Source organism: Kitasatospora sp. NPDC015120 (assembly GCF_043080305.1).
In the GTDB taxonomy this organism is placed as follows: Bacteria; Actinomycetota; Actinomycetes; order Streptomycetales; family Streptomycetaceae; genus Kitasatospora.
The window spans coordinates 1-26,816 of sequence record NZ_JBIBVJ010000036.1 but is presented as its reverse complement, the minus strand read 5'-3'; the positions used below and the strand labels follow the sequence as shown (position 1 = coordinate 26,816).

28 protein-coding genes are annotated in these 26,816 nt (G+C 72.1%); 8 read left to right on the top strand and 20 right to left on the bottom strand.

What is annotated here, in order from left to right:
- Positions 1–1,055: 1,055 nt before the first annotated feature.
- The 5 genes from ACF1AK_RS35660 to tpg (ACF1AK_RS35640) all read right to left on the bottom strand — a co-directional run bounded on the left by ACF1AK_RS35660 (position 1,056) and on the right by tpg (ACF1AK_RS35640) (position 3,885).
- Positions 1,056–1,529 (bottom strand): helix-turn-helix domain-containing protein, encoded by a 474-nt coding sequence (locus ACF1AK_RS35660; RefSeq protein WP_350794563.1) that lies wholly within the window; start codon positions 1,527–1,529, stop codon positions 1,056–1,058.
- Positions 1,526–2,239: a hypothetical protein gene (locus tag ACF1AK_RS35655; RefSeq protein WP_391502998.1), complete on the bottom strand. Its 714-nt coding sequence runs from the start codon at positions 2,237–2,239 to the stop codon at positions 1,526–1,528. Before ACF1AK_RS35655 ends, ACF1AK_RS35660 begins: the two co-directional genes overlap by 4 nt.
- A gap of 300 nt (positions 2,240–2,539) precedes the next feature.
- Complete coding sequence (locus tag ACF1AK_RS35650; RefSeq protein ID WP_391502997.1) at positions 2,540–2,761, bottom strand: hypothetical protein; 222 nt, start codon at positions 2,759–2,761, stop codon at positions 2,540–2,542.
- Positions 2,762–2,767: 6 nt separating this feature from the next.
- A complete protein-coding gene (locus tag ACF1AK_RS35645) occupies positions 2,768–3,226 on the bottom strand; it encodes a hypothetical protein (RefSeq protein WP_391502996.1) in 459 nt (152 codons plus the stop codon).
- A 38-nt stretch (positions 3,227–3,264) separates the two neighbouring features.
- Entirely contained in the window at positions 3,265–3,885 is a 621-nt protein-coding gene (gene tpg / locus ACF1AK_RS35640) for a telomere-protecting terminal protein Tpg (RefSeq protein ID WP_391502995.1), read from the bottom strand.
- 322 nt (positions 3,886–4,207) lie between these two features.
- On the opposite strand from tpg (ACF1AK_RS35640), the gene ACF1AK_RS35635 reads away from it, so the two are divergent.
- Positions 4,208–5,719: a PIN domain-containing protein gene (locus tag ACF1AK_RS35635; protein ID WP_391502994.1), complete on the top strand. Its 1,512-nt coding sequence runs from the start codon at positions 4,208–4,210 to the stop codon at positions 5,717–5,719.
- Positions 5,720–5,790: 71 nt separating this feature from the next.
- Here the strand turns inward: ACF1AK_RS35635 and ACF1AK_RS35630 are convergent, their stop codons facing one another.
- The 5 genes from ACF1AK_RS35630 to ACF1AK_RS35610 all read right to left on the bottom strand — a co-directional run bounded on the left by ACF1AK_RS35630 (position 5,791) and on the right by ACF1AK_RS35610 (position 10,441).
- Entirely contained in the window at positions 5,791–6,240 is a 450-nt protein-coding gene (locus tag ACF1AK_RS35630; protein ID WP_391502993.1) for a hypothetical protein, read from the bottom strand.
- Positions 6,241–6,248: 8 nt separating this feature from the next.
- Positions 6,249–6,605 carry a hypothetical protein gene (locus ACF1AK_RS35625; protein ID WP_391502992.1) on the bottom strand — a complete coding sequence of 119 codons (357 nt, stop codon included), beginning with the start codon at positions 6,603–6,605 and terminating at the stop codon, positions 6,249–6,251.
- Between the two features lie 5 nt (positions 6,606–6,610).
- Complete coding sequence (gene tpg, locus ACF1AK_RS35620; protein WP_391502991.1) at positions 6,611–7,168, bottom strand: telomere-protecting terminal protein Tpg; 558 nt, start codon at positions 7,166–7,168, stop codon at positions 6,611–6,613.
- Positions 7,169–7,177: 9 nt separating this feature from the next.
- Entirely contained in the window at positions 7,178–9,436 is a 2,259-nt protein-coding gene (gene tap, locus ACF1AK_RS35615) for a telomere-associated protein Tap (RefSeq protein ID WP_391502990.1), read from the bottom strand.
- A 96-nt stretch (positions 9,437–9,532) separates the two neighbouring features.
- Positions 9,533–10,441: an endonuclease domain-containing protein gene (locus ACF1AK_RS35610; protein ID WP_391502989.1), complete on the bottom strand. Its 909-nt coding sequence runs from the start codon at positions 10,439–10,441 to the stop codon at positions 9,533–9,535.
- Between the two features lie 157 nt (positions 10,442–10,598).
- On the opposite strand from ACF1AK_RS35610, the gene ACF1AK_RS35605 reads away from it, so the two are divergent.
- On the top strand, positions 10,599–11,579 hold the full coding sequence (locus ACF1AK_RS35605; RefSeq protein ID WP_391502988.1) for a DUF4238 domain-containing protein: 981 nt from the start codon (positions 10,599–10,601) through the stop codon (positions 11,577–11,579).
- A gap of 166 nt (positions 11,580–11,745) precedes the next feature.
- Here the strand turns inward: ACF1AK_RS35605 and ACF1AK_RS35600 are convergent, their stop codons facing one another.
- From ACF1AK_RS35600 to ACF1AK_RS35590, 3 genes are all read right to left on the bottom strand, one after another.
- Positions 11,746–11,961, bottom strand: coding sequence for a hypothetical protein (locus ACF1AK_RS35600; RefSeq protein WP_391502987.1), 216 nt, complete (start codon positions 11,959–11,961; stop codon positions 11,746–11,748).
- Between the two features lie 190 nt (positions 11,962–12,151).
- A complete protein-coding gene (locus ACF1AK_RS35595) occupies positions 12,152–12,928 on the bottom strand; it encodes a hypothetical protein (protein WP_391502986.1) in 777 nt (258 codons plus the stop codon).
- A complete protein-coding gene (locus tag ACF1AK_RS35590; protein WP_391502985.1) occupies positions 12,925–13,533 on the bottom strand; it encodes an RNA polymerase sigma factor in 609 nt (202 codons plus the stop codon). Before ACF1AK_RS35590 ends, ACF1AK_RS35595 begins: the two co-directional genes overlap by 4 nt.
- Before the next feature lie 611 nt (positions 13,534–14,144).
- On the opposite strand from ACF1AK_RS35590, the gene ACF1AK_RS35585 reads away from it, so the two are divergent.
- Entirely contained in the window at positions 14,145–14,834 is a 690-nt protein-coding gene (locus tag ACF1AK_RS35585; RefSeq protein WP_391502984.1) for an HNH endonuclease family protein, read from the top strand.
- A gap of 121 nt (positions 14,835–14,955) precedes the next feature.
- Here the strand turns inward: ACF1AK_RS35585 and ACF1AK_RS35580 are convergent, their stop codons facing one another.
- From ACF1AK_RS35580 to ACF1AK_RS35570, 3 genes are all read right to left on the bottom strand, one after another.
- A complete protein-coding gene (locus ACF1AK_RS35580) occupies positions 14,956–15,684 on the bottom strand; it encodes a hypothetical protein (protein WP_391502983.1) in 729 nt (242 codons plus the stop codon).
- Entirely contained in the window at positions 15,681–16,334 is a 654-nt protein-coding gene (locus tag ACF1AK_RS35575) for a hypothetical protein (protein WP_391502982.1), read from the bottom strand. The genes ACF1AK_RS35580 and ACF1AK_RS35575 overlap by 4 nt, the downstream gene beginning before the upstream one ends.
- Positions 16,335–16,445: 111 nt before the next feature.
- Entirely contained in the window at positions 16,446–16,757 is a 312-nt protein-coding gene (locus ACF1AK_RS35570) for a hypothetical protein (protein WP_391502981.1), read from the bottom strand.
- A 358-nt stretch (positions 16,758–17,115) separates the two neighbouring features.
- On the opposite strand from ACF1AK_RS35570, the gene ACF1AK_RS35565 reads away from it, so the two are divergent.
- Positions 17,116–17,916: a hypothetical protein gene (locus tag ACF1AK_RS35565; protein ID WP_391502980.1), complete on the top strand. Its 801-nt coding sequence runs from the start codon at positions 17,116–17,118 to the stop codon at positions 17,914–17,916.
- A 623-nt stretch (positions 17,917–18,539) separates the two neighbouring features.
- Here ACF1AK_RS35565 and ACF1AK_RS35560 read toward each other — a convergent pair.
- Positions 18,540–20,960 (bottom strand): fibronectin type III domain-containing protein, encoded by a 2,421-nt coding sequence (locus tag ACF1AK_RS35560; protein ID WP_391502979.1) that lies wholly within the window; start codon positions 20,958–20,960, stop codon positions 18,540–18,542.
- Positions 20,961–21,515: 555 nt separating this feature from the next.
- Between ACF1AK_RS35560 and ACF1AK_RS35555 the strand changes: the two genes are divergently transcribed.
- On the top strand, positions 21,516–21,761 hold the full coding sequence (locus ACF1AK_RS35555; protein ID WP_391502978.1) for a Ku protein: 246 nt from the start codon (positions 21,516–21,518) through the stop codon (positions 21,759–21,761).
- Positions 21,762–22,198: 437 nt separating this feature from the next.
- Here ACF1AK_RS35555 and ACF1AK_RS35550 read toward each other — a convergent pair whose 3' ends face one another.
- Both ACF1AK_RS35550 and ACF1AK_RS35545 read right to left on the bottom strand, forming a co-directional pair.
- Positions 22,199–22,696 carry a hypothetical protein gene (locus ACF1AK_RS35550; protein WP_391502977.1) on the bottom strand — a complete coding sequence of 166 codons (498 nt, stop codon included), beginning with the start codon at positions 22,694–22,696 and terminating at the stop codon, positions 22,199–22,201.
- Positions 22,693–23,301: a hypothetical protein gene (locus ACF1AK_RS35545; RefSeq protein ID WP_391502976.1), complete on the bottom strand. Its 609-nt coding sequence runs from the start codon at positions 23,299–23,301 to the stop codon at positions 22,693–22,695. The genes ACF1AK_RS35550 and ACF1AK_RS35545 overlap by 4 nt, the downstream gene beginning before the upstream one ends.
- A 303-nt stretch (positions 23,302–23,604) precedes the next feature.
- On the opposite strand from ACF1AK_RS35545, the gene ACF1AK_RS35540 reads away from it, so the two are divergent.
- The gene (locus tag ACF1AK_RS35540) at positions 23,605–24,042 is read left to right on the top strand and encodes a DUF6188 family protein (protein ID WP_391502975.1); all 438 of its coding nucleotides are present in this window, start codon (positions 23,605–23,607) and stop codon (positions 24,040–24,042) included.
- 404 nt (positions 24,043–24,446) lie between these two features.
- Here the strand turns inward: ACF1AK_RS35540 and ACF1AK_RS35535 are convergent, their stop codons facing one another.
- Positions 24,447–24,719: a hypothetical protein gene (locus ACF1AK_RS35535; RefSeq protein ID WP_391502974.1), complete on the bottom strand. Its 273-nt coding sequence runs from the start codon at positions 24,717–24,719 to the stop codon at positions 24,447–24,449.
- 82 nt (positions 24,720–24,801) lie between these two features.
- On the opposite strand from ACF1AK_RS35535, the gene ACF1AK_RS35530 reads away from it, so the two are divergent.
- Positions 24,802–25,803 carry a hypothetical protein gene (locus ACF1AK_RS35530; RefSeq protein WP_391502973.1) on the top strand — a complete coding sequence of 334 codons (1,002 nt, stop codon included), beginning with the start codon at positions 24,802–24,804 and terminating at the stop codon, positions 25,801–25,803.
- A gap of 234 nt (positions 25,804–26,037) precedes the next feature.
- On the top strand, positions 26,038–26,816 hold a 779-nt coding region (locus ACF1AK_RS35525), incomplete at its 3' end, for a Ku protein (RefSeq protein WP_391502972.1).

Below are 26,816 nucleotides of genomic sequence, written 5' to 3'. Positions count from 1 at the left end.
CGGAATTCTAAAGCGGTCGGATACCCCGCTTCGCGGGGTATCCGGGATTCCCGCAAGCGGGAATCCGATGGCTGGCTGAGAGGGGCGGGTGCATCGCGTGCGGCACTGTGTAGGCCCAGGAATTCCGAGCTATCCCCGGTCTATCACGCCCCGTGACCTCACGCCCGGTCAAGGCCGGCGCCCCTCGTCGAGCCCGGTGGACTCCGCTTCGCTCCGCCCACCCTGAACGCCCGACACCATCCACTCCGAAACCGACACCATGAGAGAAGCATACCACCGGAAGTGCGGGTTCATGCCCGAATAGCATTGCGCATCACTCCGGAGTGGGAACCTTGGACAAGCCTAGTGCATCGTGATGATGCACTGTGTAGATTCAGGACTGGTAAGCCGCCTCCATTTGAGGATAGGGATTGGGGCGGTTTGCTCCAGACAGCGAATCCGGGTGGTGGTAGGCGGGGAGGTGGAGAAAATGGCTGGTGGAACGACGTCTGGATTCAATGGGTCACCGTCGAAATGTTGGGCCGGTGCGCCGGGCTGCACTTCCGTCGGCGTGTGCGTGGCGGCCAGCGCCCGTGCCGGATCCGGCGGGGGCGGGGGTCCGGAGGAGCCCCTGCCGGGGCTTCCGCGCGGCTGGAAGCCAGGCACGTCCGGCGGCAGGGCATTCCTCCCGCAGTCCGGCCGGGCGCAGCGAAGCGGGCGCGGCACTGCCGGATCGGCCCGGAGGGCCGATGTTGTGGCAAGTGCCGCAGCCCCGTCGCGCTGGCCCGCGACACCTTAGAGGGGGGAGATGCTGCATTTGCCCTGGTCAGCATAGGTGTCGGTTCAATGGTCTGTCCCCTGAGTCGGGACAGATCGCCTTCGGTGTGTCTCGACTGGGGGTGCAGATCGCCCGGAAAATGTCGGTGTGACTGACAGTAATTGCGTCAAAAGGTCGGCCTGGCTGACATTTTGACGCAGGGTGCGGTGCTTCAGCGGTGATCGGGCGGGTGCCGGGCCGGGCATACAGCGAGGCCCGCCGACCGGTGGATCCGGTGGGCGGGCCTCGGGCTGGGCTGCTAGCCGACGGCGTGAAGGGTGCCGCGACGCTTGGCCGCGGCGGCCTTCTTGGCGGCCGCCTGGGCCGCGCGCTTCTTGCGCTGCTGGGCGAGCTGGTCTTGGTAGTTGGCAACGGCGCGGTGGTAGGAGGCGACGAAGTCCGGGGCGTCCAACCGGTCCTCCTTCGGCATCGCCGCGACGGCCGCGACGGCGTCCTCCAGGGCGTTGTACCCGGCCAGCATGGCATTGATCTGGTAGATGCCGTTGCGGACCTTCTTGACGAGCTTGGCCAGCTCCAAGGTGCGCAGCGCGGCGTTGGCGCTGGGCCGGCTGAGGCCGAGGAGTTCGCCGACGCTGGCTTGGTCGATGTCGATGCGGCCGCCGGCCTCGCTGAGGGCGCGGAGCTTGAGGAGGGCGCGGTAGGCGGCCGGGGGGAGGTCGAGGTCGGCCAGGAGGCCGTCGGCGTTGACTGCGGCGAATCGGAGTTGGCTCACTGCAGCATTCCTTCCTCTTGGCGGGCCTCGCGTTCGAGGCGGCGCTTGGCGCGCTGCTCCGAGCGCTTCTTGCGCAGGTCCTCGATGGCCTTGCGCATGTGCTCGAGCGACGGGTACCGCACCAGCTCCGGCAGGGTCGCGTCCTTGCGGATGGTGGTGAGGGTCTCGTGCTGCTCCACGCGAATGTACTCGGGCTTGCCGCCGGCGGTCTCGGTTCCTGGGATGAACTCGGCCGCCCGGTAGGAGAAGGGTGGGTTGAACTGGTAGACGCCACGCTTCACCTTGAAGGCGATGCCATGGCCCATGATCTCCTGCAAGGCCTCGGTGGCCTTCGTGCGGGAGACGTCGAGGACGGTGGCCATCTCCTCCTGGGTGAGGTGGATGCGGCCGCCGGCGCGTTGGCAGGCGATCAGCAGCAGGATCAGGCGCAGCGGCAGGGCTTCGCGGAAGTACTGCGCGATCAGGAAGAAGAACTCCAGCGAGTCCATGGCGAAGGCGTTGGGGCGGTCCGGGGTGCCGTAGAACTCCAACTGGTTGCGCTCGCCGTCGAGGGTGAGCTTCCGGCCGGGGTAGCGGCGGGCGACTTCGTCCAGGTCCTTCACGGGGGCCAGGGGCCTGCTCCACGCCTGGATGGCGTCGTCGGCCGGTGGCAGCGGTCGCGTTGCGCGCTTGGCGATCGGCGGCCGGCCCTCCTTGGGCTCGGGGGCCACGTGCTGCTCCTCTCCTGGTTGATCTCGTGCGGCAGCAGTATGTCAGTCGGGCTGACAGATACGTCGGTATGGCCGACGTTTCGCGCGTGTTGTGTCCCCCCTGGGGGACACAACATCTCGTTGTCGTCCGGCCCGTGGGTGGGTGCGGCCCGTGTACATCGTTCCCCTGGAGGGGAAAGCCGCAGGTCAGGGCGGTAGGCACTGGCACGCGGGTAGCACTGGGGGGTACCGGTTCGTTCTGCTCCGGCAGAACGAACCGCAGGTCGCGTACATCGTTCCCCATGAGGGGAAAGCCACAGGTCAGCGTGGATGTGCCGCCCACGTCGCTATCACCGGGTTGATCGTTCTCCGCAGCGGAGAACGAACCGAGTGCGCGGATGGCGGGTTCGGCATGGCGCCCGACGCCGTCCACGAGGTCCTCGTCGGCCTGGCCGGAGTGAGGTCGTAGAGCCGGCCTTCGCCGATCAGGCGGAGCACCTGGTCGCGGTGCTCGGTTCCGGGCGCGATGGCGTCGTTGTTCATGGGCGGTCAGCCCCTGGCCTGGCAGTAGGAGTCCCAGCGGTCGCGTTCGAGGAGCAGCGAGAGGTCGAAGGCGGCCTGGGCGCGGTGGTCGGCGCCGACGCAGGGTTGCGGGCAGTCCGGGAGGCCGTCGGCGATGGGGCAGGGGTAGAGCCAGGCGGCCCGTTCGCGGACCATGGTGGGCAGTTCGGAGAGCACGTGGGTGTGGGGGTTGGCGTAGCAGCCGCGGCGGTCGGTGTAGGCAGCGGCGAGCCAGGCCTCGATCGCCAGGTAGTCCTCGGTGGTCCGGACGCCCGGGATGCGGTCGGCGAGGCGGTCGAGGACCATCTCGTCGGCCTGGGTCGGGTCCAGGGTGGCGTCCAGGGCGCCGTGGCGGTGGTGGTGCTGGAGGTGATGGAAACGCTGGTGCAGTTGCTCGTCCAAGTCGTGGTCGTGGTGGCTGTGCCCGCAGTGGTGGTGCTGGGTCATGGCGTGGTCCTCGGTGTCGGTGCTGGTCGCGGGCGGGGTCAGAAGGACATGTCGATGTACTCGATGTCCCGGAGGCGGACCTTGAGGTTGGCGGTGCGGTTGCCTTCGTTGCGGAAGTAGGCGTCGGCGAGGGCTTCGCCGACCATGTCGGTGAGCTGGTCGTCGGTGGCGCCGGCTTCGCGGGCTGCGATGATGGCGGCCGCGTGGGTGCCGGAGATGCGCTGGGTGAGCAGGCGTGGGCGCGGTGAGTCGCTGGTGCCGGCCCCGGCGTCGAAGCCGAACACCGCGCGGGTGCTGATCGTGAACCCGGTGCCGGCCGCGCGCTGCCGGGCCTCGGCCCGCACGTCCTGCTGCCAGTGCTCGCAGGTCTCGTCCTCCAGCGCCTCCTGGGCGGCCGCACGCGGCCGGGTGACGGTTCCGGCGCGGTAGCGCTGCACGGTGCGCTGGGAGACGCCCAGGCGGGCCGCCAGGGCCTTCGTGCCGCCCGTCAGCTTCCCGAGCAGGAACCCGACCCGCCCCTGGGTGGAGGCCGGGATCGGCTCGGTGAACTGGGCGCGCTCGGCGCGCTCCAGGCCGTCCGCGATCGTTCCGCGCTTCTCTCGCCCGCCTGCGGTTTCGGCGCTTATGCCGTCTATGTCTTCGTTTATGTCGTCTAGCACCCGAGCAGCGTGAAGCGGTTCGCCTGTGGACAGAGTTCCGCGATTCCGAGAACAAACTGTCATTAAACAGGGCAACTTGGAATGTTCCGGCGCAGCGGGGCGAGGTCCGGGGAGAATCCCGGTGCGACCGCTATCGCGCTGTACGCGCCGGAGAACCAGGACGTCGTCGAGCCGGGCCGGTGCGCCGTGCCCAGAGCTGGCCGCCCACACCGTCCGGGCCGACGACGGCTCCACCGCCTGCGGGCCCGGGATCCACAAAGCCATCGCACGGGTGATCGAGGCGGAGGATGATGTCTGCCAGTTAGAGCGCGAGAGGACGCCCGTGATCATCCTGTTCGACACGAACGCCATCAACCAGGTTGACCTGCGCAATCCCCGGACGGACATCGTGCGTGCCCTGCGCCGCTCGGGCCAAAGGGTCGGCGTCCCCGGGATGGTGCTGGAGGAGTTGGTTGCGCACCAGGCGAAGCAGTACATGGCGCAACGGGTGAAGACGGTCTCCGAACTCAACAAGTTGCGGCGGGGTATGCCGTGGAGCCCGGCTGTCGGCCTCGAGGAGCCAGAGTTGGAGCTGGAGGAGTGCCAGGTCTACTGGCGCGAAGCGTACTCGGAGCTGTTCGAGGTAGTGCCCACGTCGGGGGAGGCCGCGCTGAAGGCGCTCGCTCGGGAAGCGCTCGCGCTGCCGCCGGCCAAGAGGGATGCCGAACCGCCGGAGGGTGGTCGGGATGCCGCTATCTGGTTCACCATCATCGATTACCTTCAGCAGAACCCGGGTGACGATGTCTACTTCGTCACCGCCAACACCAAGGACTTCGGGGACGGCGTGACCCTGCGCTACCCGATGGATCAGGACATTGGCGAGAACGCCGGGCGATTGAAGCGGCTGAAGGACTTCGACGCAGTGGTGACGGCCTTCACCGAGCCGGTCGACAACGGCTCCGCCGCAGCCGAGGTGCAGCGGTACCTGGCCTCGGAGGCTGTGCCTCCGGAGATCGGCAAGCTCGCGCTCGCCCACCGTGCCGTACTGGGCTTTCCCGGCATCGATTCGGCAGGCGGCACCTTGGACTGGACGGGTTGGATCGCTCCGCCGAGCGCCGCGTTGCTGAACGTGGAGAAGGCCGTGGGCCACCGCATCGGGGACCAGGTCTGGTGCACCGCCGAGCCGACCTGGCTGTTGAACGGTCTGGCCACGACTGTTGGCGGCAGGATCAAGGGTGTCTCATGTGTGTGGAAGATCAAGCTCTTGTTCCCTGTCCACGGCGAAGCGGAGGAAGAGGAGCCGACACTGCTGCTCGCCAGCGACCCGACCGCTCCCGACATGCGGGACAAGTCCACCGTCGAGGCCCTCGCGGCCCTTCGTGTGAAGGTCCTTGCGGAGTTCGCCGCCTCCCAGACAGCGCGCGGCGGGACGGCTCTCGAAACCTCTGAGGCTGTGGACCGGCTGGACGTCGCCGCCTCAGTCCGTCTGGGCAACGCCCTCGCGGGTCTCAAGGAGGTTGCAGAAGCTCAGGCTTCGCTTGCAGCCCACATGTCCCCGTTGCGTGAAGCCATGCATGCCAACTTGCTACCCGACTTCAGTGGGGTGGTCGAAGCCATGCACGCTGTCTTGGTACCCGACGTTAGCGGGCTGATCGAGGGCATGAACGCCCCTTGGCGGCAACTGGCCGACCACCTGCGGCCCCGGATTGACATCGCCTCCACCCTGCCCACCTACACGCTGGCCACAGGCTTCCCTGCTCTCCACGGCCGGACGCACGATGAGGATATGGACCAGGTCGAGGACGAGTCGGACGGCATCGAAGCCTCCACCGACGAGGTAGAGGCCGAAGATTGATCAACCCACGGTGAACGGGGTGGGCCCGTTCCCGGCAGCTCCAATGCCGGGAACGGGCCCGCGTGCTTCTCCTACCGGCCGCGCGGTTCCATGCCGTCGGCCATGTCGTGCAGGTGGTGGACCGCGTCGTCCCAGCCCTGGCCGTACCAGTACGGGCCGGTCAGCGCGGTCGGCTGGTGCGGGACGGCCGCCAGCTGTACGGCGGCCTGCCTCCACGACGCGGCGACCACCGCCCGCATCCGGTCGAACTCGGCGACCAGGGCGGCCAGCTCCTCGGCGGGTGGCAGGGCGACCTCGCCGCCGGCGGCCAGGGCGCGGCGCAGTCCGTGCGCGGCGAGGCCGGCCAGGCGCTTGGTGTCCCCGTCGGCGTCGGCCGGGACGGCCGGCGATCCGGCGGCGTCGGCCCGGACTTCGTCGGCGTAGGCGTCCAGGGCCTCGCAAAGTTCCTGCGGGGACCAGACGGTCATGTTGCCGCGGTCGGTGCGGACCATCGCTTCGAGGCGCTCTCGGGCGTTCACCACGGCCCCGTTCAGGCCGTCGGGGCGGCGGCCCACGGGTCCGGGACGGGCGTGGCGGTGATCCACCCGGTGGGCGTCTCGTACGCCATCTGCGAGGTGACGCGGCAGACGCTCGGCATCTGGTCGCCGTCGAGCAGCACCTTCAGCCGCTGCCCGGCGGTGTCCACGATGGTGCCCGCACGGCCGTCGTGGCGGATGCGGCCGCCGAGGTCGACGCGGATGCCGAGGCGGCTCTCCAGCGCGTAGTAGGTGCGGATGTGCTCGAGGTCGGCGGCCTGGCGCTCGTCGGGCCGCTGGCGGGCGGTCGCGAGGTGCACGCTGTTGATGTCGGTGCCGGTGACGGTGTGGTGCATGGTGGCTTTCTCCATCCTGGTCAGTAGGAAACGTCGATCGCCTGGATTCCGGTGAATTCGACTTCCAGGTTTTCGGCGCGTGATCCGCCGTTCTGAAAATAGATTTCCTGGAACCCTTCGGCCATGATGTCGCGCATCCGTTGGTCGCTGGCGCCTTCGTCCTGGGCGGCGAAGAGGCGGTCGGCGTACTCCGGGGGGAGGTGGACGGTCAGGTGCCGAAGCCTCGGCTCGTCGGTGGTGCCGACAGGGGCGGTGTAGCCGAAGTACGCCCACACCTCCACCGTGATGCCGGTGCTGGTGGCGGCCTTCTTGCGGGCCTGGCGGCGGATGCCGGGCTGCCAGACCTTCTTCAGCTCGCGTAGCAGGGCCTCGCGCAGCGCGGCGCGCGGGTGCTTGCGCTCGCCCTTGAGGTAGCGGCGCACGGTGTTCGGGTCGACGCCCAGGCGCTCCGCGACGGCCTTCTTGTCGCCCTTGGCGGCCTTGACCAGGGCCCGCATCTGGGCCTGCGCGGACTTCGGCAGAGCCTGGGTGAAGTGCTCGGGCGCGGCCCGGTCGATGGCGTCGGTGATCTCCTCCACGGCCTTCCCCTACTTCCCGTCGACGGCGTTGGCGTCGTAGCCCTTGATGTGGCGGGCCGGGTTGACGGGCTGGTCACGCTCGAGCCAGTCGACGACGGTCAGCATCTGCTGCACGCCCTCGACCTTGGACAGGCCCGGGGTGGCACCGAGGCGGAACGTGCCGGGCAGCACCCGGCCGGCGCCGGTGAGCGGCAGGAAGTCCAGCGGCGAGGCACCGGGGGAGGCGTAGACGACGCAGTCGTTGTTCACACCGAGCGGGTAGCGGCCGTTCGCCTTCGCCACGTTGGCCATCTTGCGGTGCATGTTCACCCTCGCCTTGGCGATGACCGCCGCCCGGATGTCCGGACGCCAGGTCGGCCGCTCCAGCGCCGACCACGGCTCACCGGACCTGTAGGTCAGGCCCTGCGGGCGCTCGCGCAGCTTGCCGATCCCGAACTTCACCGTCGACTTCACCGCGGACAGCACCATGGCGATCTGGTGGTGACGCCACGCGGCCGAGGCGAGCTGGTCGTCGCCCAGCTCCGCCAGGTGCCCCAGACCCTCGGCGGCCAGCGCGGTGCGCAGCGCGTCCAGGTCGGTGCCCGCGCTTTTGAGGAGGCGGTGGGCGGTCATCGCGGCGAGGAACTGGCGCTCGTCGGCGTCCTTGTCGACGGGGATGCCAGCCTCGGCCATGGTGGTCACGTAGGCCTCGCGCAGCCGGTCGTGCCACGGGTCCAGGTAGGCGCCGGCCTTCGCGCGCAGGTAGGCCTCGACCGGCTGGACGTCGTAGCCGAGCTCGACCGCGTAGGCGACCGTGGCGGTGGTGTACCAGGCCGGGCCCTCGGGGGGCTTGCCGGTCGGGGTGAACGGGGAGGGCAGGCGCGGGTCGGTCGGGATGTGGGACAGGTCGACGAACCAGGAGCCCGGGACCTTCTTGTCGAAGGCCGGCCGCTGGACGTGGACGGGGCCGGACAGGCCGACCGACAGGCGGGCGGCGGCCGCGAGGTAGGCGGTGTTGATGTCGATTCCAACCGCGAACGGCTCCACCATCTCCGCCTCGGAGAGCGTCTCAACCGGGCGGATCCACTGGTACGACTCCTCGTCCAGGAACCCGCCCTCCCAGCCCTGCGCGGCCGGGTGCTCCGTCAGGACCTCCGGCGGCGCCGCCTCGTAGACCTCGGTCAGCGCGCCCGGGTTCGGCGCGGACACCCACCCGCCCGTCGCCTCGTCGCGCACCGCCCTCGTGGGCGGGCGCAGCGCGGTCATCAGCTCCAGGCCGCAGGTGGCGGTGGAGCCGCGCGGGGTGATGACCCTCTGGGCGTAGATCCCGAGGACGCGGGCCAGGTCCGGCGCCGGGAGCTGGTCGGCGTTGCCCCAGGCCCGGGTGTCCAGGGCCCGCCACGGCAGGATGGCGAGCTGCACGCACTGCCGGCGCCCGTCCTTGACCGGCTTGTAGATCCGCGCCCACGGGCCGAAGCCCCGGCGGGTGAGCTGCCACTTCGAGCGGGCCAGCGCCTTGACCACCTTGTGGTCCTCCGGCAGCCGCTGCGAGCGCCGGGTCGCCGGGTCGTCGTCCAGCGTGGCCGGCAGACCGAACTTCTCGGCCGCCTCGGCGGTCAGCACGATCAGCGGGTCGCCGTCCCGGCCGTTGCGGTGCAACCGCGCCGTGCCCAGCCCGGACTCGGCCAGCGCCCAGGTCACGAGCTGCGCCAGCGTGGTCGCCGGGCACTCCAGCAGCAGCCCGCCGACCCCGTAAGCGGTGCCGTCCCCGTCCAGCACCACCAACGGCCCGTTCGGGAACTGACCGTCGAAGTACGGCGCCGGCCGCGCCGCACGGCGCAGCACCGGCCCGCCCGCACGCGCCGCGGCAGGCCGGGCCGCTGGGACGGACGGCGCCTGCGGGGCCGCCTGGGCGGTCTCCACCAGCGCGTCGGCCGCGTCGGCAGCCGGCTCCGGCGCGCTCTCCACCGGCGCCGGAGCGAACGCGGCCGGCACCTGGTCGACCGTCGAGGCGGCCGGGACGCTCTCCGGGGCCGGGTACTTCGCCGCCCAGCCCTCCAACAGCCTGACGTACGCCTCCAGGCGCGGCGGCTTCGGGGTCGAGCGGCCGTTCTCGTAGTTCTTCACCGTCTGCACGGTCGACTGCAGCACCTTCGCCAGCTGCGCCTGGGTCACCCCGGCGGCCTCCCGAAGGCGCGCACGCTCAGCGGGCTCCGGCAGCTGCGGCCCGGGCTCCTCCCCGGCCAGCAGCGCGTCCACCGCTGCGAACAACTCGTCCTGCGTGGGCATGAAGCCTCACCTCCAGGACCAACCTAACACATCATTAGCCATCTCAATTACCCAATTAAGTTGACCCACTAATTTAACCCTTGCTGAATATGATTTTCAGATGGGTGCTCGCTGATCCCGCCAGTGCGCGAACAGCTCCAGCCAGTGCCACCGCGCCCGGCTCGGAACCGCCCACGCCGCAGACGGCAGTGCCCCCGCGAGGTCTTCCAGCACGATCCGTACCGCCAGGTCGAGCCAGCCGGCCATGTAGCCGTAGCGCAGCAAAAGCTCTCGCAGCTCTTTCTCCGTCGTCGGCAGCTCCTCGCGCTCGAGCCAGTGCGCGCCGCGGAACTGCTCCGCTGTCAGCGGCCGGCTCAGCAGCACCGGGACCACCAACTCGGCGAAGGCACGGTCCCTGGCCTCATGGCGGCTCATGTCGACGGGGCCGCGCAGCTGCTGGTGGAGCTCCCGGGCGCCCTCGGTGGAATCGGCGACCACGACCAGGGCGCGGGGCACGGGGCTGTTGCCCCCGTCGTCGGGCTCGCGCGTCACCCACACCCACCGCGGCGCGGGGCCGGCCACCAGCCGCGTCCGGTGCCGCTCGGCCTCCTCGTCGTCGCACAGCGGCCCGATCTTCGTCCACTCCCGCGTGCGGATCGTCGCCTCCCGCGTCACCGGCGCCCAGTACACGTACGGCAGCACCAGCCGCTCGTGCACCGCCCGCAGCCGCCGCTCGTAATCCTCGGCCGTCAGCCCGAGATAGGCGAAGTCCTCGGCGTACTTCTCCAGCTCCACGGCCCCGGCGCGCCACAGCGCCCGGTGCAGGTCCCCCGCCAGGCTCTGGAACGTCCCCGACGGCAGGCGCAGCGCCGCCTCCAGCGAGCCGAGCCGGGAGTTGCAGCGCCGGCACAGCGCGCCGCGCACCTCGTGCGAGACGTGGTCGTGGTCGATCTGCACTGACGGCCTGGCGCACAACCCGCACCGCGGGTGCTTCGCCAGGAACGTGGCCTTCGCCTCGGCTGACATCTTCTGGTAGTCCACGCTGCCTCCAGGACGGGATCCACTCCCCCTCCGCCACGGTCGCAGGCGCCTCGGACAGGCCTCACCCGTTCGGTGTACAGGGCGAGGGTGGGCCGATCTAATCCATTTCCTGCCAACCTGTCAGAAATGGCATTCTGTGGACATGCCAGAGGTAGTCCCTCCCCCGCGTGACCCGTCCGCCGCCGGAGACCCGGCGGCCTTCCACTTCGATGCCGATCGCGTGGCCGCCGACTTCCTGCGGCGCATCGCCGAGCTGAAGGCCATCGCCGCCAACCCCGTCCACCGGCAGCACATGGTCGCCCGGGTGCTCCTGGACGGCTGGGCCGTCCAGGAGCCGAGGGGCACTCGGCGCTCCCTCCAGCCGTACCGGATCGGCGAGGACGGATCCGTCCACCAGCTCAGCCTGCAAGGTGCCCGCAACGTGGGTTTCAGGACCGACTGGGTGGTATTCGGCTCGGGCTCCCTGGAACAGCTGTGGGAAAGGACCGAGCGAAGGATCCCCAAAATTCGGGCGGCGATCGCGGCCGGGATCGTGTTCCACCACCCCGACCTGGTGGAGGCCGTCGCCGACCTGGTGGCGCTGCACCACGTCCGGACCAACCGCCAGCACCGCCACTTCCGGCACTGGCTCGAGCAGCACCGCCCCGAGCTGGACCTGGCGTTCGCCCGTCTCGGGCACACCGGCGACCTGCCCGACGACGACCAGCTGTTCCGCGTGGCTGCGGAGCAGCTGTTCGCGTTCACCCGCAGCTGGGTGTCCACCGGGTCGGTGCAGATCATCACCCCGCAGCGGCCGCAGGACGAGTTCCTGATCAGCGACGCGGCCACCCTCACCGTGCGGCACCTCCACCGCGGGGACGTGCCCGACGAGTCCGGGGTCCCGCTGGCGCAGGCCAACTGCCTGTTCCTGCCGATCGGGCCCAGGCACGTCGCCGCGATCGGCAGCGAGTCCGGGTACCTCCAAGCCCCCGCGCGGATGGTCCGCGGGCTGAACAACCGCCAGTTCGCCCATTGCGACGAGGTGGTCTTCACCCGCCCCGGCAGCCCCCTCCAGCGGTCCCTGAGCGATCAGCGCCGCCCCGCTGGCCCCTACCGGCGCGAGCAGGCCCCGGCGTCCGGATAGACGGGCGCCTGCCGTCCCCGTCCCGCCCGCCGGCAGGATCTGGGCAACGACCCAGTGCGAGGCCACCATCCCCGCTCCGGCACACCCCCACGGCAACTGACCGGCCCACCACGGTGGGGCCCGGAGATCCTTCCCGGTCGCCGGGCCCCACCTTCGCGCGCCGCGCCTACTCGGCGTCGGCCTTCGGCGGAACCGGGTCCGAACCGCGGCGGGGCCCGCCCTTCCGGGTCCCGCGGTCGCGCAGCGCGCGGACGGCGAGGACGGTGTTCGCCGCGCCGGTGGCGGTGAGGCCGAGGTTGCGGGCGAGGGCGGCGAGGTAGTCGGCCTGGGGGCCGGCGGGGTCGGTGAGGGCTTCGGTGAGGAACTGGAGTACGGGCGTCATCGCGCCCTCCTTCGGGAGAGGAGTCGTCCTTCACCCCTTCGAGGCGCGCGGAGTCCACTGGACAGGACCCGGGCGCGAGAAACGTGTACGGCCTGGGGCTTCCCTCAGGATCAGGCGCCGAAAATCGGTCCTGATAATGGGCGGCTCCGTCGCTGGTCCGGCGCGGGGGCGTGCCGGACCAGCGGGGTTGTCAGCTCAGGCCGGCGTACTCCTCGAGGCGGTCGGCCAGGCGGCGGTCGGGGCAGGAGACCAGGCCGTCGGTGTCGTCGCCGGTGTGCATCACCAGCCGGTCGACCTCGCGGGCGAGCGCGCCGACGGGGGCGGCGGCCGCGGCGGTGCGGGTGTCCATGGCGATGGGGGCGGTGCGGAAGTAGTCGGGCATGTCGGGGACCGCGGGGGCGGGGACGCCGGGGGCGAGGCCTTCGGCGGCCTGGACGGACTGCTCGAACCACAACCGGGCCTCGCCGATCTCCCCGCGGCCGAGGTGGTGGAGGTACAGGCACCAGGCGGAGGTGCGGTCGCGGGCGCCGGCGCCGATCTTCCACCAGAACTCCGCGCTGACTGGGTGCCCGGCCAGGTAGAGGACGCAGCCGAAGAGGCGGAAGCCCTCGATCTCCTGGGTGATGTCCTCGACCCGGCCCCGGTGGCGCGGGCGCCGGCGACCGGAGCCCGTTGCGGCCGGCTGCTCGACCAGGTCCGCGAGGTCGGCGAGCGCGGCCAGGTCGGCGATCCGGGCGAGGGGCGTGGTGCTGAGCTCGGTGGCGACCACCGCCTCCAGGCACTGGCGGGCCTGCTGCTGCTCGGCCCACCAGCCCGGCGGCGGCTGCTGGCCGCGGCGGATCCGGGCGACGTCGGCGGAGATGCGGCGCAGCTCGGCGGGGACGTCGAAGGTGTCGTCCGGCTCGGTGGTGCCGGCGGGTGCGGTGGGGGTGGGGATGAGGTCGTGGAGGAGGTGTTCGGGGTTCATCGGTCGGCTCCTTCGCGGCGGGGGCCGGGGACGGCGGCGGTGCGGCGCAGGACGTGGCGGTCGGTCAGCAGGCGTTCGAGGCCGGTGAGCGCGCGGCGGTGGTGGTAGTCGACGGTGCGGGGGTGGATGCCGAGGATCTGGGCGGTGTACTCGGCGGTGTAGCCCATGGTGGTGCGCAGGATGAAGGTGTCGCACTGGCGGGCGGGCAGGTCGGCGAGGGCGGCGTAGAGGCCGGCGCCGCCTTCGACGCGGGCGAGGGCCTGGTGCATCTGGTCGAGCTTGCGGCGGGCCTGGCGCAGGCGGGCGGCGAGCTCGTTCTCCCGCCGCAGGCGGTGTACCCGGTACATGACGGCGCCGGTGAGGACGTCCCAGGTGTGGGCTTCGAAGTCGGGGCCGGCGAGGACCTGGTCCCAGTGCAGGGCGAGGTGGGTGAAGACCTCGCGCACCACCTCGTCGCCGACCGCCTGGTCGCCGAGCATCTCGGCGGCGTAGCGGCGGAAGCCCTTGTTCTTGACGAGGAAGTAGGCCTCGAAGTCGAGCGGGAGGTCGACGGGCTCGTGCACGGCGGGGCCTATCCCGTTGCCGGTGAAGGTGTCGTCGTTCATCGGGCCGCTCCCGCTCGGGACAGCGCTGCGGCGTCCGCGGCGCCGGGTGCCGGTCGTCGGCGGTCGCGGGTGCGGACAGGCCGCCCGAGGGCGGCGGCCGTGTCATGGTGGACGTCCATCTGACTCTTTCGGTCGGATACGGCGTCAGGTCCTGCACGCCGAGGCAACGTTGTGGTCTACCTCCACACAACCAAATGACCCTGCCCGTTCACGCATACGGCCCACAGCAATCTCACCCTAAGATCACAAATAGAAACCCACAGTGATGGGCGATTCGGGTGGGTGCATCAACTCCAGCCCTGGGCGGGCCAGTCGGACATTCCTTTCCGCATTCAACTAAGCACGAAGCGTAGCGAATGTGAGCGGCATCACTTCTCCGTGCTCCGACTTCCTGACCGAGTCGATCGCCGGCCGACAGCTCGTCCCCGCCGCGCACGGGACCCTGATCACCCACCGCCGCCCCGGCCACCTCCCCGGCCGGCGGACGGACCCGGCCCCGCGGCAGCCGCTCATCCGAGCCGAAAATCTGCTCGTCAACCTTCAGACTGCGGCACGCCGCCCGCCGGGCGACGGACCACCACCGCCCCTCAGCCGACTGCTAGCCGTAGACCATGATCACCACGAACTGGCGGCGCCGCTGCGCCACCGCGCTGACCGCCACCGCCCTCGCCCTGCTCACCGTCCCGGCCCAGGCCGCCCCCGCCCCCACCGCCGCACACCGCGCCGGCGAGACGCTGACCGTGCCCCTACTGGAGGCGATCGAGGCGCTGCCCGTCGCCGACGAGGACCGCACCGGCTACGTCCGGACCGCCTTCAGGCACTGGATCGACGCCGACAAGGACGGCTGCAACGCCAGGAAGGAGGTCATCCTGCGCGAAGCCGTCGAGGCGCCGCAGATCAGCCCCGGCTGCTCGCTGACCGGCGGGGCCTGGTACTCGATCTACGACGGCGTGGTGGTCACCGACGCCTCCGCCCTCGATGTCGACCACGTGGTGCCGCTCGCCGAGGCCTGGGACAGCGGGGCCTCGGCCTGGAGCGCGGCCGAGCGCCAGGCCTACGCCAACGACCTGGACGAGCCCCGCGACCTGGTCGCCGTCACCGCCCGCTCGAACCGCAGCAAGAGCGACAAGGACATCGCCGAGTGGCGCCCGATCGAGGAGGAGACGTGCGACTACCTCACCCGCTGGACCGTCTCCAAGACCCGCTGGCGCCAGAGCGTCGACACCAAGGAGAAGACCGTCCTGCGCGACCTGGGCGCCACCTGCCCCAACGATCCCCTGACCATCACCCTCGCCCGCTGACCCCCCAACCCGACACCCACACCCAGTAGGCCGTAGACCGGCACCACCGACACCGAACCGGGGCGGCCGCCGCACCCCCCAGGGCGGCGGCCGCCAGCCGTGCGGCAGGTCCCCCCTACCGCTACCCGAAGGCGACAACGACGTCCGGCTTCTCCCCGCCGACGACGGTCCCGGGCGCGGCGGTGGTGACGGTGCCGTCCCCGGCGGGCAGCCACAGCTCGGCGGCGCGGGGGCGGTGCGCGCCGCCGCGCCCGGTCGCGCGGACCTCGGCCCGACGACCGGTGAGCTGACCGAACCCGTCCCCGAGGCCGGACCACCGGGACGCGGTGACCTCCAGGCGCAGGTGGGCGCCGGGCCAGGGGCCGGGGGTGAGCAGAACGGTGCCAGTGCGCCGCAGGTGCGCGACGAGGCGGTCCAGGGCGCGCGGCGGCACGCCGGTGGGGGTGGCGGCGAGGACGACGGGGCAGGCGGCGGCGAGCGCGGTGATGACCTCGGCGGCGTGCTCGCCAGGGTGATCGGCGACGACCAGGCGGCGCAGGTCGATGCCATAGCCGGCCGCCGCGGCCAGCCCGAGGTCGGGCAGGCCGACGGCTGCGGTCCAGGCATGCGGGCCGGCGGTCGCCGGACCGGCGGCGAGCGCGAGCAGCAGGCTCATGTCGGTGGCCTCGGTGATGGTGCCCTTCGCCAGGCCGCCGTGCGGCAGCAGGCCGGCGAGCGGGGCAAGCACCGGCAGCGTCGCGGCCTGGGCCTCGCGGGCGCGGGTCGCCGGTGATGTCGCCTCCAGCAGACTGGCGAGCCGTGCCTGGCGGTCGACGCCGTGCCGGATGCCGGCGGCGGCCGGGGTCGTCACGCGCCGCCCGCCCGCTCCGCTGTTGCCTGCGCACCGGTCGGGTGCCCGGCCGGCGCCGGGTCGGTGGCCTCGGGCAGAGGATGGAGGACGACAGGGTCGGCGATCACCCAGGCCGCATGCTTGTCCTCGCCCCAGCGGGCGTGCGCGATCCACGGCAGGCCTGGGCCCGGGCGGCGACGGGCCGTCACCAGGGTCGAGCGCCACATCCCTCCGGCGCGTAGCCAGGCCAGGCGCCAGCACCCGTCGATGCCGTCCGGATCGGGTGCGCCCGCCAGTTCGCCCGGCACGGCGACCGCGTCCCGCCACCGGCCGAAGTACGGGGGTGTGGCCGGCGGCGCGGCGGTCGGCTCGGGCAGCGGGCGGATCCGCTCGGAGTCGAACAGGAACCAGCCCCAGCCCTGCCCGCCGGCCGCCGGGCCGTCTTCGGCCCAGCGCACGTGGACCACCCACATGGCGGCGCCGGGCGGGCGCCGCCACACCGTAAGCATCCCCGGCAGCCATGCGCCGCCGATCCGGATCCCCACCAGCCTCCACCGGCGCACATCGCGGAAGTAGCCGGGCAGGGTCATCAGCTCCCGCGGCGCACGCTCGGCATCGCCCGGTGCTGGCTCGGAGCGCATGGGGCGGGAGAAGGGAACGGCTGCGGTCACACCTCCAGATTATCGCTCGAATGTTCGATTGCTTCCTCGGGAGGCCGCTCCGTCGCAGGTCGCACCCTCGTGTGCCGAAGCACGATAGGCGTCACTTTTGCACTCGACCTGTCACCAAGATCGTTGCGGCAGGTATCTCACTGGGCTGCCGGTTGGCAGGTTGGCCGCCGTTGACGCGTCGCACTGCACGGCCGTCGGCCAGTCGGCCCAGTGGGCAGGGCGGGGTTCTGGGGTTCTTTCGAGACTGAGTGCGGGTCGGACCCGCGACCAGCGGCCGACGGCCTCTGCATCCCCTTCGAGGTCGTCCTCGACGCCGGCCACGGTGCGCAGCACACCGCCGGGCACCTTGGTGGTCGCCGCGCCGACGATGATCTGGCCTGCCTGCAGGCCGCGTACCTGCTCGGTGGGGTCGTCGAAGGTCACGGTGTCCTCGGTCGGACGTGACCGTGGACCGGAAGACGGTCGTGCTGTCCCCGCAGTCCCTCGCCGGAATGTCGAACGCCACGGGCCGGAGGCCAAGTCGGGCGGCTTCGCGCTGTTCACGGAACCAGGGGACCAGATCTTCACCGTCCCGACCGGTGCCACGAAGCTCACCATCTCGGTCTGGGGCCCCGGCGGCCCCGGCGGCGCCGGTGGTGGGGGCGGCGGCGGAGCAGGTGGTGGCGGCGGCGAGGCCGAGAGCAGCGGCGACACGGGCGGTGCAGGCGGCGGTGGCGGCGGTGCCGGCGGAGGCGGGGGCGGAGGCCAGGGCGGCCAGGCCGGCTCCTTCGCCACCTGCACCGTGGACCTCACCGCCCTGCTGCCCTTCGGCGGCGTCCAGCTGCTGAACGTCACCGTTGGCCGGGCGCAGCCGGTGACCGCGGGCGGTGCGGGTGGTGCGGGCGGTGCGGGCGGTGCGGGCAACGACGCCAACGGCGGGAGCGGCGGTGGCGGCACCAGTGGCCGGGAGAACCTCCCCGTCCCGTCTGGTAACAGCGGCAGTACCAGCGATGTTCTGGCCCTGGGCACGGGCGCGCTCCTGAACGTGAGCGCGCCCGCCGGTGGCGGAGGGCATTCCGGCTCGTACGGTCGCGGCGGCAGCGGTGGCGACGGAGCGGGCGCCCCCTTCGAGACCGTCGGCGACGGCGGGCCCGGCGGCAGCGGCGGCAGCGGGGGCTCCGGGGCGCCTGCCTCACCCGGTACGAACCAGCCGGGCTGCATCAGTCTGGTGGTCGAGGGGGAGCAGGTCGTCAACGGGGCGGCCGGTGGCGAGGGCGGCTCGGGGGGTTCCGGTGGAAGCGGTGAGGACGGGGACGCTGCCATTTCCGGCTACCCCGGCCGGTTCGGCGGCAAGGGCGGCTCACCCGGCCGGCTGGGATCGTCCGGTGAGGGCGGGGCGGCCACCTCCTTCGGCGGGTACGCGTTCGGGGCCGGCGGCCGGGGCGGGGGCGGCGGGTTCGGCGGCCGGGGTGGTGACGGTGGCCGGGGCGGCACCCCCAACATCAACGGCGGCGCCCCGGACAACGGCGCACCGGGCTCCGGCGGCGACAAGGGCACGGACGGGTCCTCCGGCGGGAACGGCGCCGTCCTCATCCAGTGGTGACCCGACCACCTGCCTGACAACACCCCCCTCGGCCTGCGGTGGCTGCTCAGGCCGGAGGCGGGGCCGCGCGCGGTGTGCCAGATCGCGGTACCGGTCACTTGAGCGCGATATCAGCCCTCGGACGAAGCTGCGCCGGGCCTGGTGGCGGCCCCTCCGTGAAGGTGCCGGGCCTGCTGTTGGAGGGCATTCGCAACGCCGCCGCGTCCGGCGGGGTGGACAGCAGGCGACAGAACGTGCCGAAGCGGTGACAGCCATCGAGCTTCACCGCACAGCTTCGCCCAGGTCGCACAGTGCGCTCAGTGGCAACCAGCACGCTTCGGCACAATGGATGTGGATAGGTGTCACCTGAGCACGACGCTGGTCACCGCTCTTTGGGGCCGTGTGCGATGTCTCCCTCGGCGTGGGGGGGGGGGCGGGCGGCCCCCCCCCCCCCCCCCCCCCCCCGCGGGGGCCCCGGCGCGGGGGCCGGGGGCCCCCCGCCCCCGGGGGGGGGGGGGGGGCGCCGCGGGCGGGGGGGGGGGGGGGGGGGGGGGGGGGGGGGGGGGGGGGGGGGGGGGGGGGCCCCGCGCCGCCCCCCCCCCACGCTTCCCGGCAGCGGGCGGGACCGCGGCCGGCTTCGTTCGCTACGCCGGGTCCGGGACGGTCACGGGCGGGCAGAGGGGACCGGCGCCGTAGGAGTTGATCGGTACCACCTGGAAGGTGGTGTTGCCGAAGGCGTACAACGAGGCCTTGTCGAAGGTCACCTCGGTGGTGTCCACGACGCGCGTCACGAACTCGTGGTGGCCCAGGAAGTCGCCGCGGTAGACGACGGCGTAGCGCGGGGTCTGGCCACCGTCGTCCGTGGGCGGGTCCCAGTGCAGGGTGAACAGGTCGCCGTCCCGGGTGGCCGAGGCGTTCCGTACGCCGCCGGGCTTGCGCGGGCCGACGTGGAGTTCCGCGCTCGCCTGCTTCTCGGGGCAGGTGGCCGTCGCCGCCTGGACGGCGATGACCGTGTCGGTGACCGGGGCCCGGTCGGGGGCGGTGTAGACCCCGTCGGTGCTGATGGTGCCCTGCGATCCGGGAGCCATCGACCAGGTGAGCGGGCCGTCGCTGGTGCAGCCCTCGCGGTGGGCGGACAGCCGGGTGCGGCTGCCGACCTGGACCAGTTTCACCGCCGGTTCCAGGGACAGGCCGTCGTAGGGTCCGCCGCTGTCCCAGAGTCGGTGGGAGAGGGAGGTCAGGGTGGTGGACCAGTAGAGGTCCAGCGCCTTGACGTGGAAGCCCAGCTCGATGCGGCCGCCGAGGTCGACAGTCGCCCAGGGGTTCTCGGCCGGGGCGGCGCGGAAGGTGACGCTCGGCACGGCGGCCACGCTGGGGCCCGCCGCACCGTAGAAGTAGAGGGTGATCCGGGCCGGCAGTTCCACCGCGACCGAGACGGAGGGGGAGAAGGAGGTGTGGAAGTCGCTCTCCGCGGGGCCGGTGAGGTTCTCGGAGTGGAAGCCCGCGTTGTAGCGGACGGCGCCGCCGACGACCTGGTGGTAGTGGCCGGTGAAGGCGACCTCCAGGCCTCCGCTGCCGTTGAGCTGGAGCGAGAGGGACAGCTCGGGGGTGATCACCACGGGCACGGGGCCGAGGTGGAAGGTGATCGGGTCCATCTCCACCGTGGCGAGCTGCTCGTTGACGAACGACGTGGTGAAGTAGGCCGACAGTTTCGCGTCGAGGCTGGCGCGGATGTCCGCGGTGGCCCGGAACTCCGCCGTGACTCCCTTGGACAGCGAGAAGTCCAGCGACGCCGACCAGTGCGGTTCCAGGGAGATCTCGCCGCGCAGCGCGGAGGCGACCGTGAGGGTGCGGGTGGGGTCCTCGGGGTTGGGCGTCATGGTGATGCCGAAGTCCCAGTCCGCCCCGCCGCCGATCGCCCGCGGGCGCCGGCCGCGACCGTCGAGGGTGACCCGGGCACCGGAGTGCAGCGAGCGCACGGAACGGACCCGGTCGCGCTCCAGGGCGCCCGCGAACGAGGCCTCGCCGTCGTCGATCGCCTGCTCCAGGGTGGCGTCAGTGGTGCGGACCACGAAGGAGCTGCCGTCGTCCTCGACGCCGGCCACGGTGCGCAGCACACCGCCGGGCACCTTGGTGGTCGCCGCGCCGACGATGATCTGGCCTGCCTGCAGGCCGCGTACCTGCTCGGTGGGGTCGTCGAAGGTCACGGTGTCCTCGGTGGCGTTCGACATTCCGGCGAGGGACTGCGGGGACAGCACGACCGTCTTCCGGTCCACGGTCACGTCCGGTTCGACGGGTGCGGCGGCCTTCGCCGCGGGGCCGGCGCCGGCGGCGTTGTGCGCGGTCACCGTGACGGCGTAGGCGTGGCCGGGGGTGAGGGTGCCCACGTGCAGCGAGGTGTCCGAGGTTTCCAGGGCGCGGTCGTCGACGGTGACCGTGTAGCCGGTGAGCGCCGATCCGCCGTCGTCCAGCGGCGGGGTCCAGGTGATGTCGAGCCCGGGGCCGCCGGTTGCGGAGGGAGCGACGCTGACGTCCGCCGGCGCGCCGGGCGCCCGGGCCGGGCCGGGGGTGACCTTCCCGGTCGCCGCCTCGCCGGCGCCGGCCTTGTTCTCGGCGCGGACCGAGACCGTGTACTCCTGGCCGTCGCTCAGCCCGGTCAACGTGGCTTCCCCGGTGTCCGCGCCGGCCTCCACGCGGTGGCCGCCCGGCTCCGCGGTCACGACATAGCGGGTGAGCGGGGAACCCCCGTCGTCGGCGGGCCCCCAGAGCACCTCGGCCGAGCCCTGACGGCCCAGCACGTGCTCCAGCACGGGCGCCGTCGGCGCCACCGCCGGACCGGGCTGCACCGGGTCGGAGGCGGCGGACGTGGAATCACCACCGGAGGTGTTCTGCTGACGGACGGTCAGGCGGTAGATCGTGCCGTTGGCCAAGCCCGTCAGCCTGGCCGTGCGGGCATCGGCCGCAACAGTGGTACTGCTCCCGCCGGGAGCCGCGGTGACGACGTAGCCCTTCGGGGAGCCCCTGCCGCCGACGAAGTCGACGTCCACCGCCCCGTCGCGCGCCACCACGTCCGTGATCAGGGGCGGCGTGGAGGCGGGAGGCGGAACGGGCGTCGGCCCCGGCGCGGCACCGGCACCACCCGCAGTACCGACCAGCACCGCACCCGCCAGGAAGACAGCGAGGCTTCTCCGCACAGTGACGACCTCCAGAACGGGGATGTGACTTACGTGTCACATCAACGAGCCGAGAGCTGTCAAAGCAACTCGGTTGCCTCACAGAGGACACGTCCCAGGCAGTGCGCGTGGACGGGTCGGCGACGGCCGACCCGTCCACGCCGGAGGCTCCGAATACGTCGACCTCACCTGGTAGGCGGCACCATCGCGCAGTCGGCCACCACCGACCCGGTGCCGATCGCCAATGACCAGCAGGTGACAGAAAGGCCGAGCACTGCCCGCAGATGACAACTACCGCGCGCAGATGGTGACAACCATCGTGCTCCGTCCTTCCTGTTCTACCCAGGCCATCCGGTGCCTCCGATGACAGCTATCACGCCTCGGCACACAGGGGGACGTCCCGATCCCAGAAAGGCAGGCGCAGCATGGAAGGGGAGGAGGCGTGCGATGCCGAAGGCGATCGCCAAGATGACCGTCAGCTTCTCGATGGTGTCGATCCCCGTGACCGTCTACGCGGCGACCGGGCGGCACACAGTGCCGCTGCACCAGGTCCACGCCGTCGACGGCGGCCGGATCCGGCAGAAGCGCGTCTGCGAGCTGGACGGGGCGGAGGTGCCGTTCGAGGAGGTGGCTCGCGGATACGAGACCCCGGACGGGCGCATGCGGTGGCGGCGCCGGTGCCGGCGAGGGTGACGGCGTAGGGGAGGGGGCTGGTGGTGACGGCGCCGGCCGCGGGTCCTGCCCGGCGCACCGGCGGCTGGCTGTGCGACGGAGTGGTCCAAGATCGGGCCGCTGCACGAAGATGAGCGGCACGAAGGCCCTGGCGGCCCGTCTGGGCGTCTCCCAGCGCACCGGCTCGCCCTGCTCGCCGTTCCGGCCCAGGCCGCCCCCGTGCCGACCACCGCGCACCGCGCCGGCGAGACAGTCACCACCACGTTCTTCGCCGCCATCGACGCGCTCGACGTCGCGGACGAGCACCGCGACGGCTACGTCCGCACCGCCTACCGGCACTGGACCGACGCCGACCGCAACGGCTGCAACGCCCGCAAGGACATCATCATCGCCGAGGCCGCCCGGGCGCCGGAGGTCGGCCCCGGCTGCACCCTCACCGGCGGCGAGTGGTTCTCCCCCTACGACGACGAGGGGCCGGGGGTGATCAGGATGGTGCCGGTGCGGCGCAGGTGGGCGGCGAGCCGGTCCAGGGCGCGCGGCGGCACGCCGACCGGGGCGGCGGCGAGGACGACGGGGCAGGCGGCGGCGAGCGCGGTGATGACCTCGGCGGTGTGCTCGCAGGGGTGGTCGGCGACGATCAGGCGGCGCAGGTCTATGCCGTAGCCGGCGGCCGCGGCGAGGCCGAGGTCGGGCAGGCCGATGGCGGCGGTCCAGGCGTGCGGGTCGGCGCTCGCCGGGCCAGCGGCGAGCGCGAGCAGCAGGCTCGTGTCGGTGGCCTCGGTGATGGTGCCCTTCGCCAGGCCGCCGTGCGGCAGGAGGTCGGCGAGCGGGGCGAGCACCGGCAGCATCGCGGCCTGGGCCTCCCGGGCCCGGGCGGCCGGCGACGTCACCTCGAGCAGGTCGGCGAGCCGGGACCGACCGGTCGGAGGTGCGGCTTGCGCCGCCGCGGTGCTCACCTCGACTCCGAGGCGTCGGTGTTCTCGGAGGTCGGCGCGCCATCCACCGGGGCGGCACCACCGGTCGGCAGCGGCTGGACTGCGGTGCCGTCGGCGATCAGCCAGGCGGCCGCCTTGTCCTCGCCCCAGCGGGCGTGGGTGATCCACGGCCCGGGGCCGAGCCTGCGCCGGACCGTGAGCAGCGCCGAGCGCCACCCGCCCTCGGAACGCACCCACGCCAGGCGCCAGCACTGCTCGACCGGATCCGTGGCGGCCGGGCCCGCGAGTTCGGGCGGCACGACGACCGCGTCCCGCCAGCTGCCGTAGAACGGCGCTCCGGCAGGCGGCCGGTCGGAGGGCTCGGGCAGGGGGCGGATGCGGTCCTCGTCGAACAGGAACCAGCCCCACCCCTCCGGTTCCTGGCCGTCGGGTGCCCACCGGACATGGACCACCCACAGCGCGCTGCCCGGCGGGCGCCGCCACACCGTGAGCATCCCCAGGCGCCACCGGCCGCCGTGACGGGTCTCCACCAGCCGCCACCGGCGCACATCCCGGTAGTAGCCGGGCAGCGACATCAGCTCCCGCGGCGCCCGCTCGGCATCACCCGGCGCGGGCTCGGGGCGCACGGGGCGAGAGAACGGGACAGCCGACGTCATAGAACTATTGTTCGATAACTTCTTGGAGTGATCAAACGTCAGCTCCGGCCACCTGTGACTGGAACCGATAGGTGGCGGCTCCAGGCTCCCGCCACACTGAGTGACTGTGACTGGTCCAGATAGATGTCACCTGGTCGCAATGTCTATCACCGCACTTGCTGACCCACTTCCCCGAAGCGAGCCGGGATGCGGTACCTGGTCACAGCCACAGGTCTTTTCGGCTGGCGCTATCGGTGCTCCGTAGTGCATCTTCCGGTGGTGAGTGAATCATTGTTGGCCGAGCACGAGGACCGTTGGATCATGAACCTTCGCGGCCAGGCCGTCACCAGGATCAGCATCGACTACAAGCTGACTCTCCTGCTTGACTCGGATGCCCGCGTAGTTCTGGGATGCCCGTTCGAGCTCACCCAGAGTGCCAAGGGAACCCGTGAGCCCGTCGTCCTCGACCCGGGGCGACAGGATGTGGTAGCTGCACTGGGGCTGTTCGGAGCGAAGGTCCTGTCTGCGGTGGCCTTCAAGACAGGCTCGATGCGGCTGGTCTTCGACAACGGCTGCCACCTCAACAGCCGCGCACACCCTGACTTTGAGGCATGGGAAGTGCTCGGACCTGGAGGCTGGCGGATCATCGCCAGGCCGGGTGGGGGGCTCGCGGTCTGGTCCGGCCAGGGGCTAGCCCAAAATGATCAGACGCCAGCCGCCGGGTCCTGGTAGAACCTGGTCCGGTGGCACTTGGGCCACGAGGCTCTGGGGCCAGCGTGTCGGGAGCATCGCCTCACCCTCCGTAGTCACTGGCTGCAAAGACCGCCAACTACCGTTTCCAGAAACCGCCAACTGCTCCTTCCAACTCACACCACCACCTGCACGAACCGCAGACTCACCCGCCAACTACGACTTCCAGTCACACCACCGCCGAGCCGGACCGCCGTGTAAAGGCGCAGCATCGGCAGGGGGATGCGATCGCGCAGCTTGGAACGGGTCTTCGCCCCTCAGACCGACCAGTGGCTGCAGTACACCGCGGAGGGCTGCTGGTCGCCACCGGCTGGACCCTGCCTTCTGCGCACCGGCGGCGTCCGAGCCGTCCAGGCACGCCGGGCAGGCCTGGGGGCGGTGGCCGGTCAGGGAGTGTCGCCGGCCCAGTCCCAGCGGAGCGGGTCGGCGGCCCTCGGCTCGTAGTGGGCCCGGCCGCCGGCGCCGTATCGGCCGATCTCCGTTAGCAGCGCGGCGCCGTCGGCGAGCTGCTCGGCGCTCCAGCCGGTCACGTCCAGCAGCAGGCCGTCCAGGGGTCCTCCGCACAGCTCCCGGTACGCGCGCCCGGGCCGCGGGCCGCAGTCCTCGTCGTGGTCCGCCCCGTACACCCGGCCCCGCATCAGCACCTCGTCGTCGTCCATGCCCGGCAGCATCCCAACCACCACCGACACACCAGCGGCCACCGCCTGCCCGCGCGGCCCGCCCGCCGTAGAGTCCGAGACGATGACCGACCAGAGCGACTTCGACCGGATCGCCGACGAGCTCTACGCCCTCGCCCCCGGCGACTTCACCGCCGCCCGCAACCGGCACGCCGACCGGTTGAAGAAGACCGACCGGCCCCTCGCCGCACGTATCCGCGCGCTGCACCGCCCCACCCGGGCCGCATGGGCCGTCAACCAGCTCGCCCACCACCACGAAGATCTTGTCGCTGACCTCCTCGGCCTCGGGCAGGAGCTGCGCGACGCCCAGGAGCAGCTCGCCGGCGACCGGCTCCGCGCGCTCGGCGAGCGGCGCCGGCAGCTGGTGCGGGAGCTGCTCGTCCGGGCGCGGCGGGCAGCGGAGGACGCCGGGTACCCGCTGGGCCCGGAGGCCGCAGACGAGGTCGAGCAGACAGTGAACGCGGCGCTCGCTGATCCGGACGCCGCCGAGGCCTTCGCCGCGGGCCGCCTCGCTGCCTCCTTGGAGCCGGTGGTCTGGCCCGGCACCGCAGACGGCGGGCCGGGTACCGACGTGGCAGAGGCAGCGCCCGGGCCGGCTTCCCCGCGGCGACGGCCGGCGCCCGCGCGCGGCCCCCGGCCGTCGCCGGATGCCAGGCCGACGCCGGCGCGCCAGGCCGCCGATGGAGCGGACGGCGCGGGGAAGCGGGCCGAGGCAGCGCAGCGCGAGCGTGTGCTGCAGCAGGCGCGCGAAGAGGCAGAGGCGGCGGAGCAGGCCGGACGGGAAGCAGCCGGCCTGCGCGATGCCGCCGAGCGAGTGCTCGCCCAAGCCGAGGCCGCGCGGCAGACGGCGCGCAACGAGGCCGAGCAGGCCCGGGAGGCGCTCGCCGCCGCCGAGCGGCGCGACGAGCGCGCCCGGGAGAATCTCGCCCGGGCCGAGGAGCGCGTGCTGGCCGCTCACGCGGAGGCCGGGCAGGCCCGGGACCTGGCGAGGCGGGCGGACGAGGCCGCCCTGGTCGCGGCCGCGAAGCTGCGCGAGCTGGAATCCGGCGGCCGGCGGGAGCGGTAGGAGTCGGTCGGGGGCCGGGACCCGGGGGTGCGGTTGGTTTGGTGGCCGGCTGGTGGTGCAGGCGCCCGGTAGGGCGTCGTCGTTGCCTCCGAGCGGGGCCCAGCAGGGCGGCGGCGCCCGTCGGCCCAATCCCGCGTGCGCGCCGCCGGGCGTGCGGTGACGCTGGCGGTGAGTCGTCTGCCTCCGCCGGGCGCAGGCGCGCGGTGAGGTGCGGTGCGAGGAAGGGAGGCTGTGATGGCCCGACCCGTGTGGACCGGGGTGCTGAGCTTCGGGCTGGTGAGCGTGCCGGTCGCCCTCTACACCGCGACGTCCTCGCACGACGTGCGCTTCCACCAGCTGCAGCGCGGCACCTCCGACCGGGTCCGCAACAAGCGCGTCAACGAGCGCACGAACGAAGAGGTCGAGTTCTCGGAGATCGTGAAGGGTTACGAGGTCGCCGAGGGCGAGTACGTGATCGTCGAACCGGACGAGCTGGAGCAGATCTCCCCCGGGCGCTCGCGCACCATCGACATCGCCGGCTTCGTCGATCTCAGCGCGGTCGACCCGATCTTCTTCGACAAGACCTACTACCTCGGCCCTCGCGGCAAGGAGTACCAGAAGGTGTACGCGCTGCTCGTCGAAGCCCTCGAGCACGCGGGCAAGGCCGGGCTGGCGATGTTCGCGATGCGCGGCAAGGAGTACCTGACCGCCGTGCGGTCCGAGAACGGCCTGCTGGAGTTGCACACCATGCACTTCGCCGACGAGGTCCGCGACGCGCGCACCGAGGTCGGCGACCTGCCGGAGAAGGTCAAGCTCTCCGCCCAGGAAATCAAGACCGCCGAGCAGCTGATCGGCATGCTCGCGATCGACTGGAAGCCGGAGGAGTGGCACGACACCTACGAGGAGCAGGTGAAGAAGCTGGTCGAGGACAAGCTCGCCGGCCGCGAGATCGCCGTCTCCACCGGCCCAGCGCCGGAGGCCACCAACGTCATCGACCTCATGGACGCCCTGCGCCGCAGCCTCGACAGCGCCCG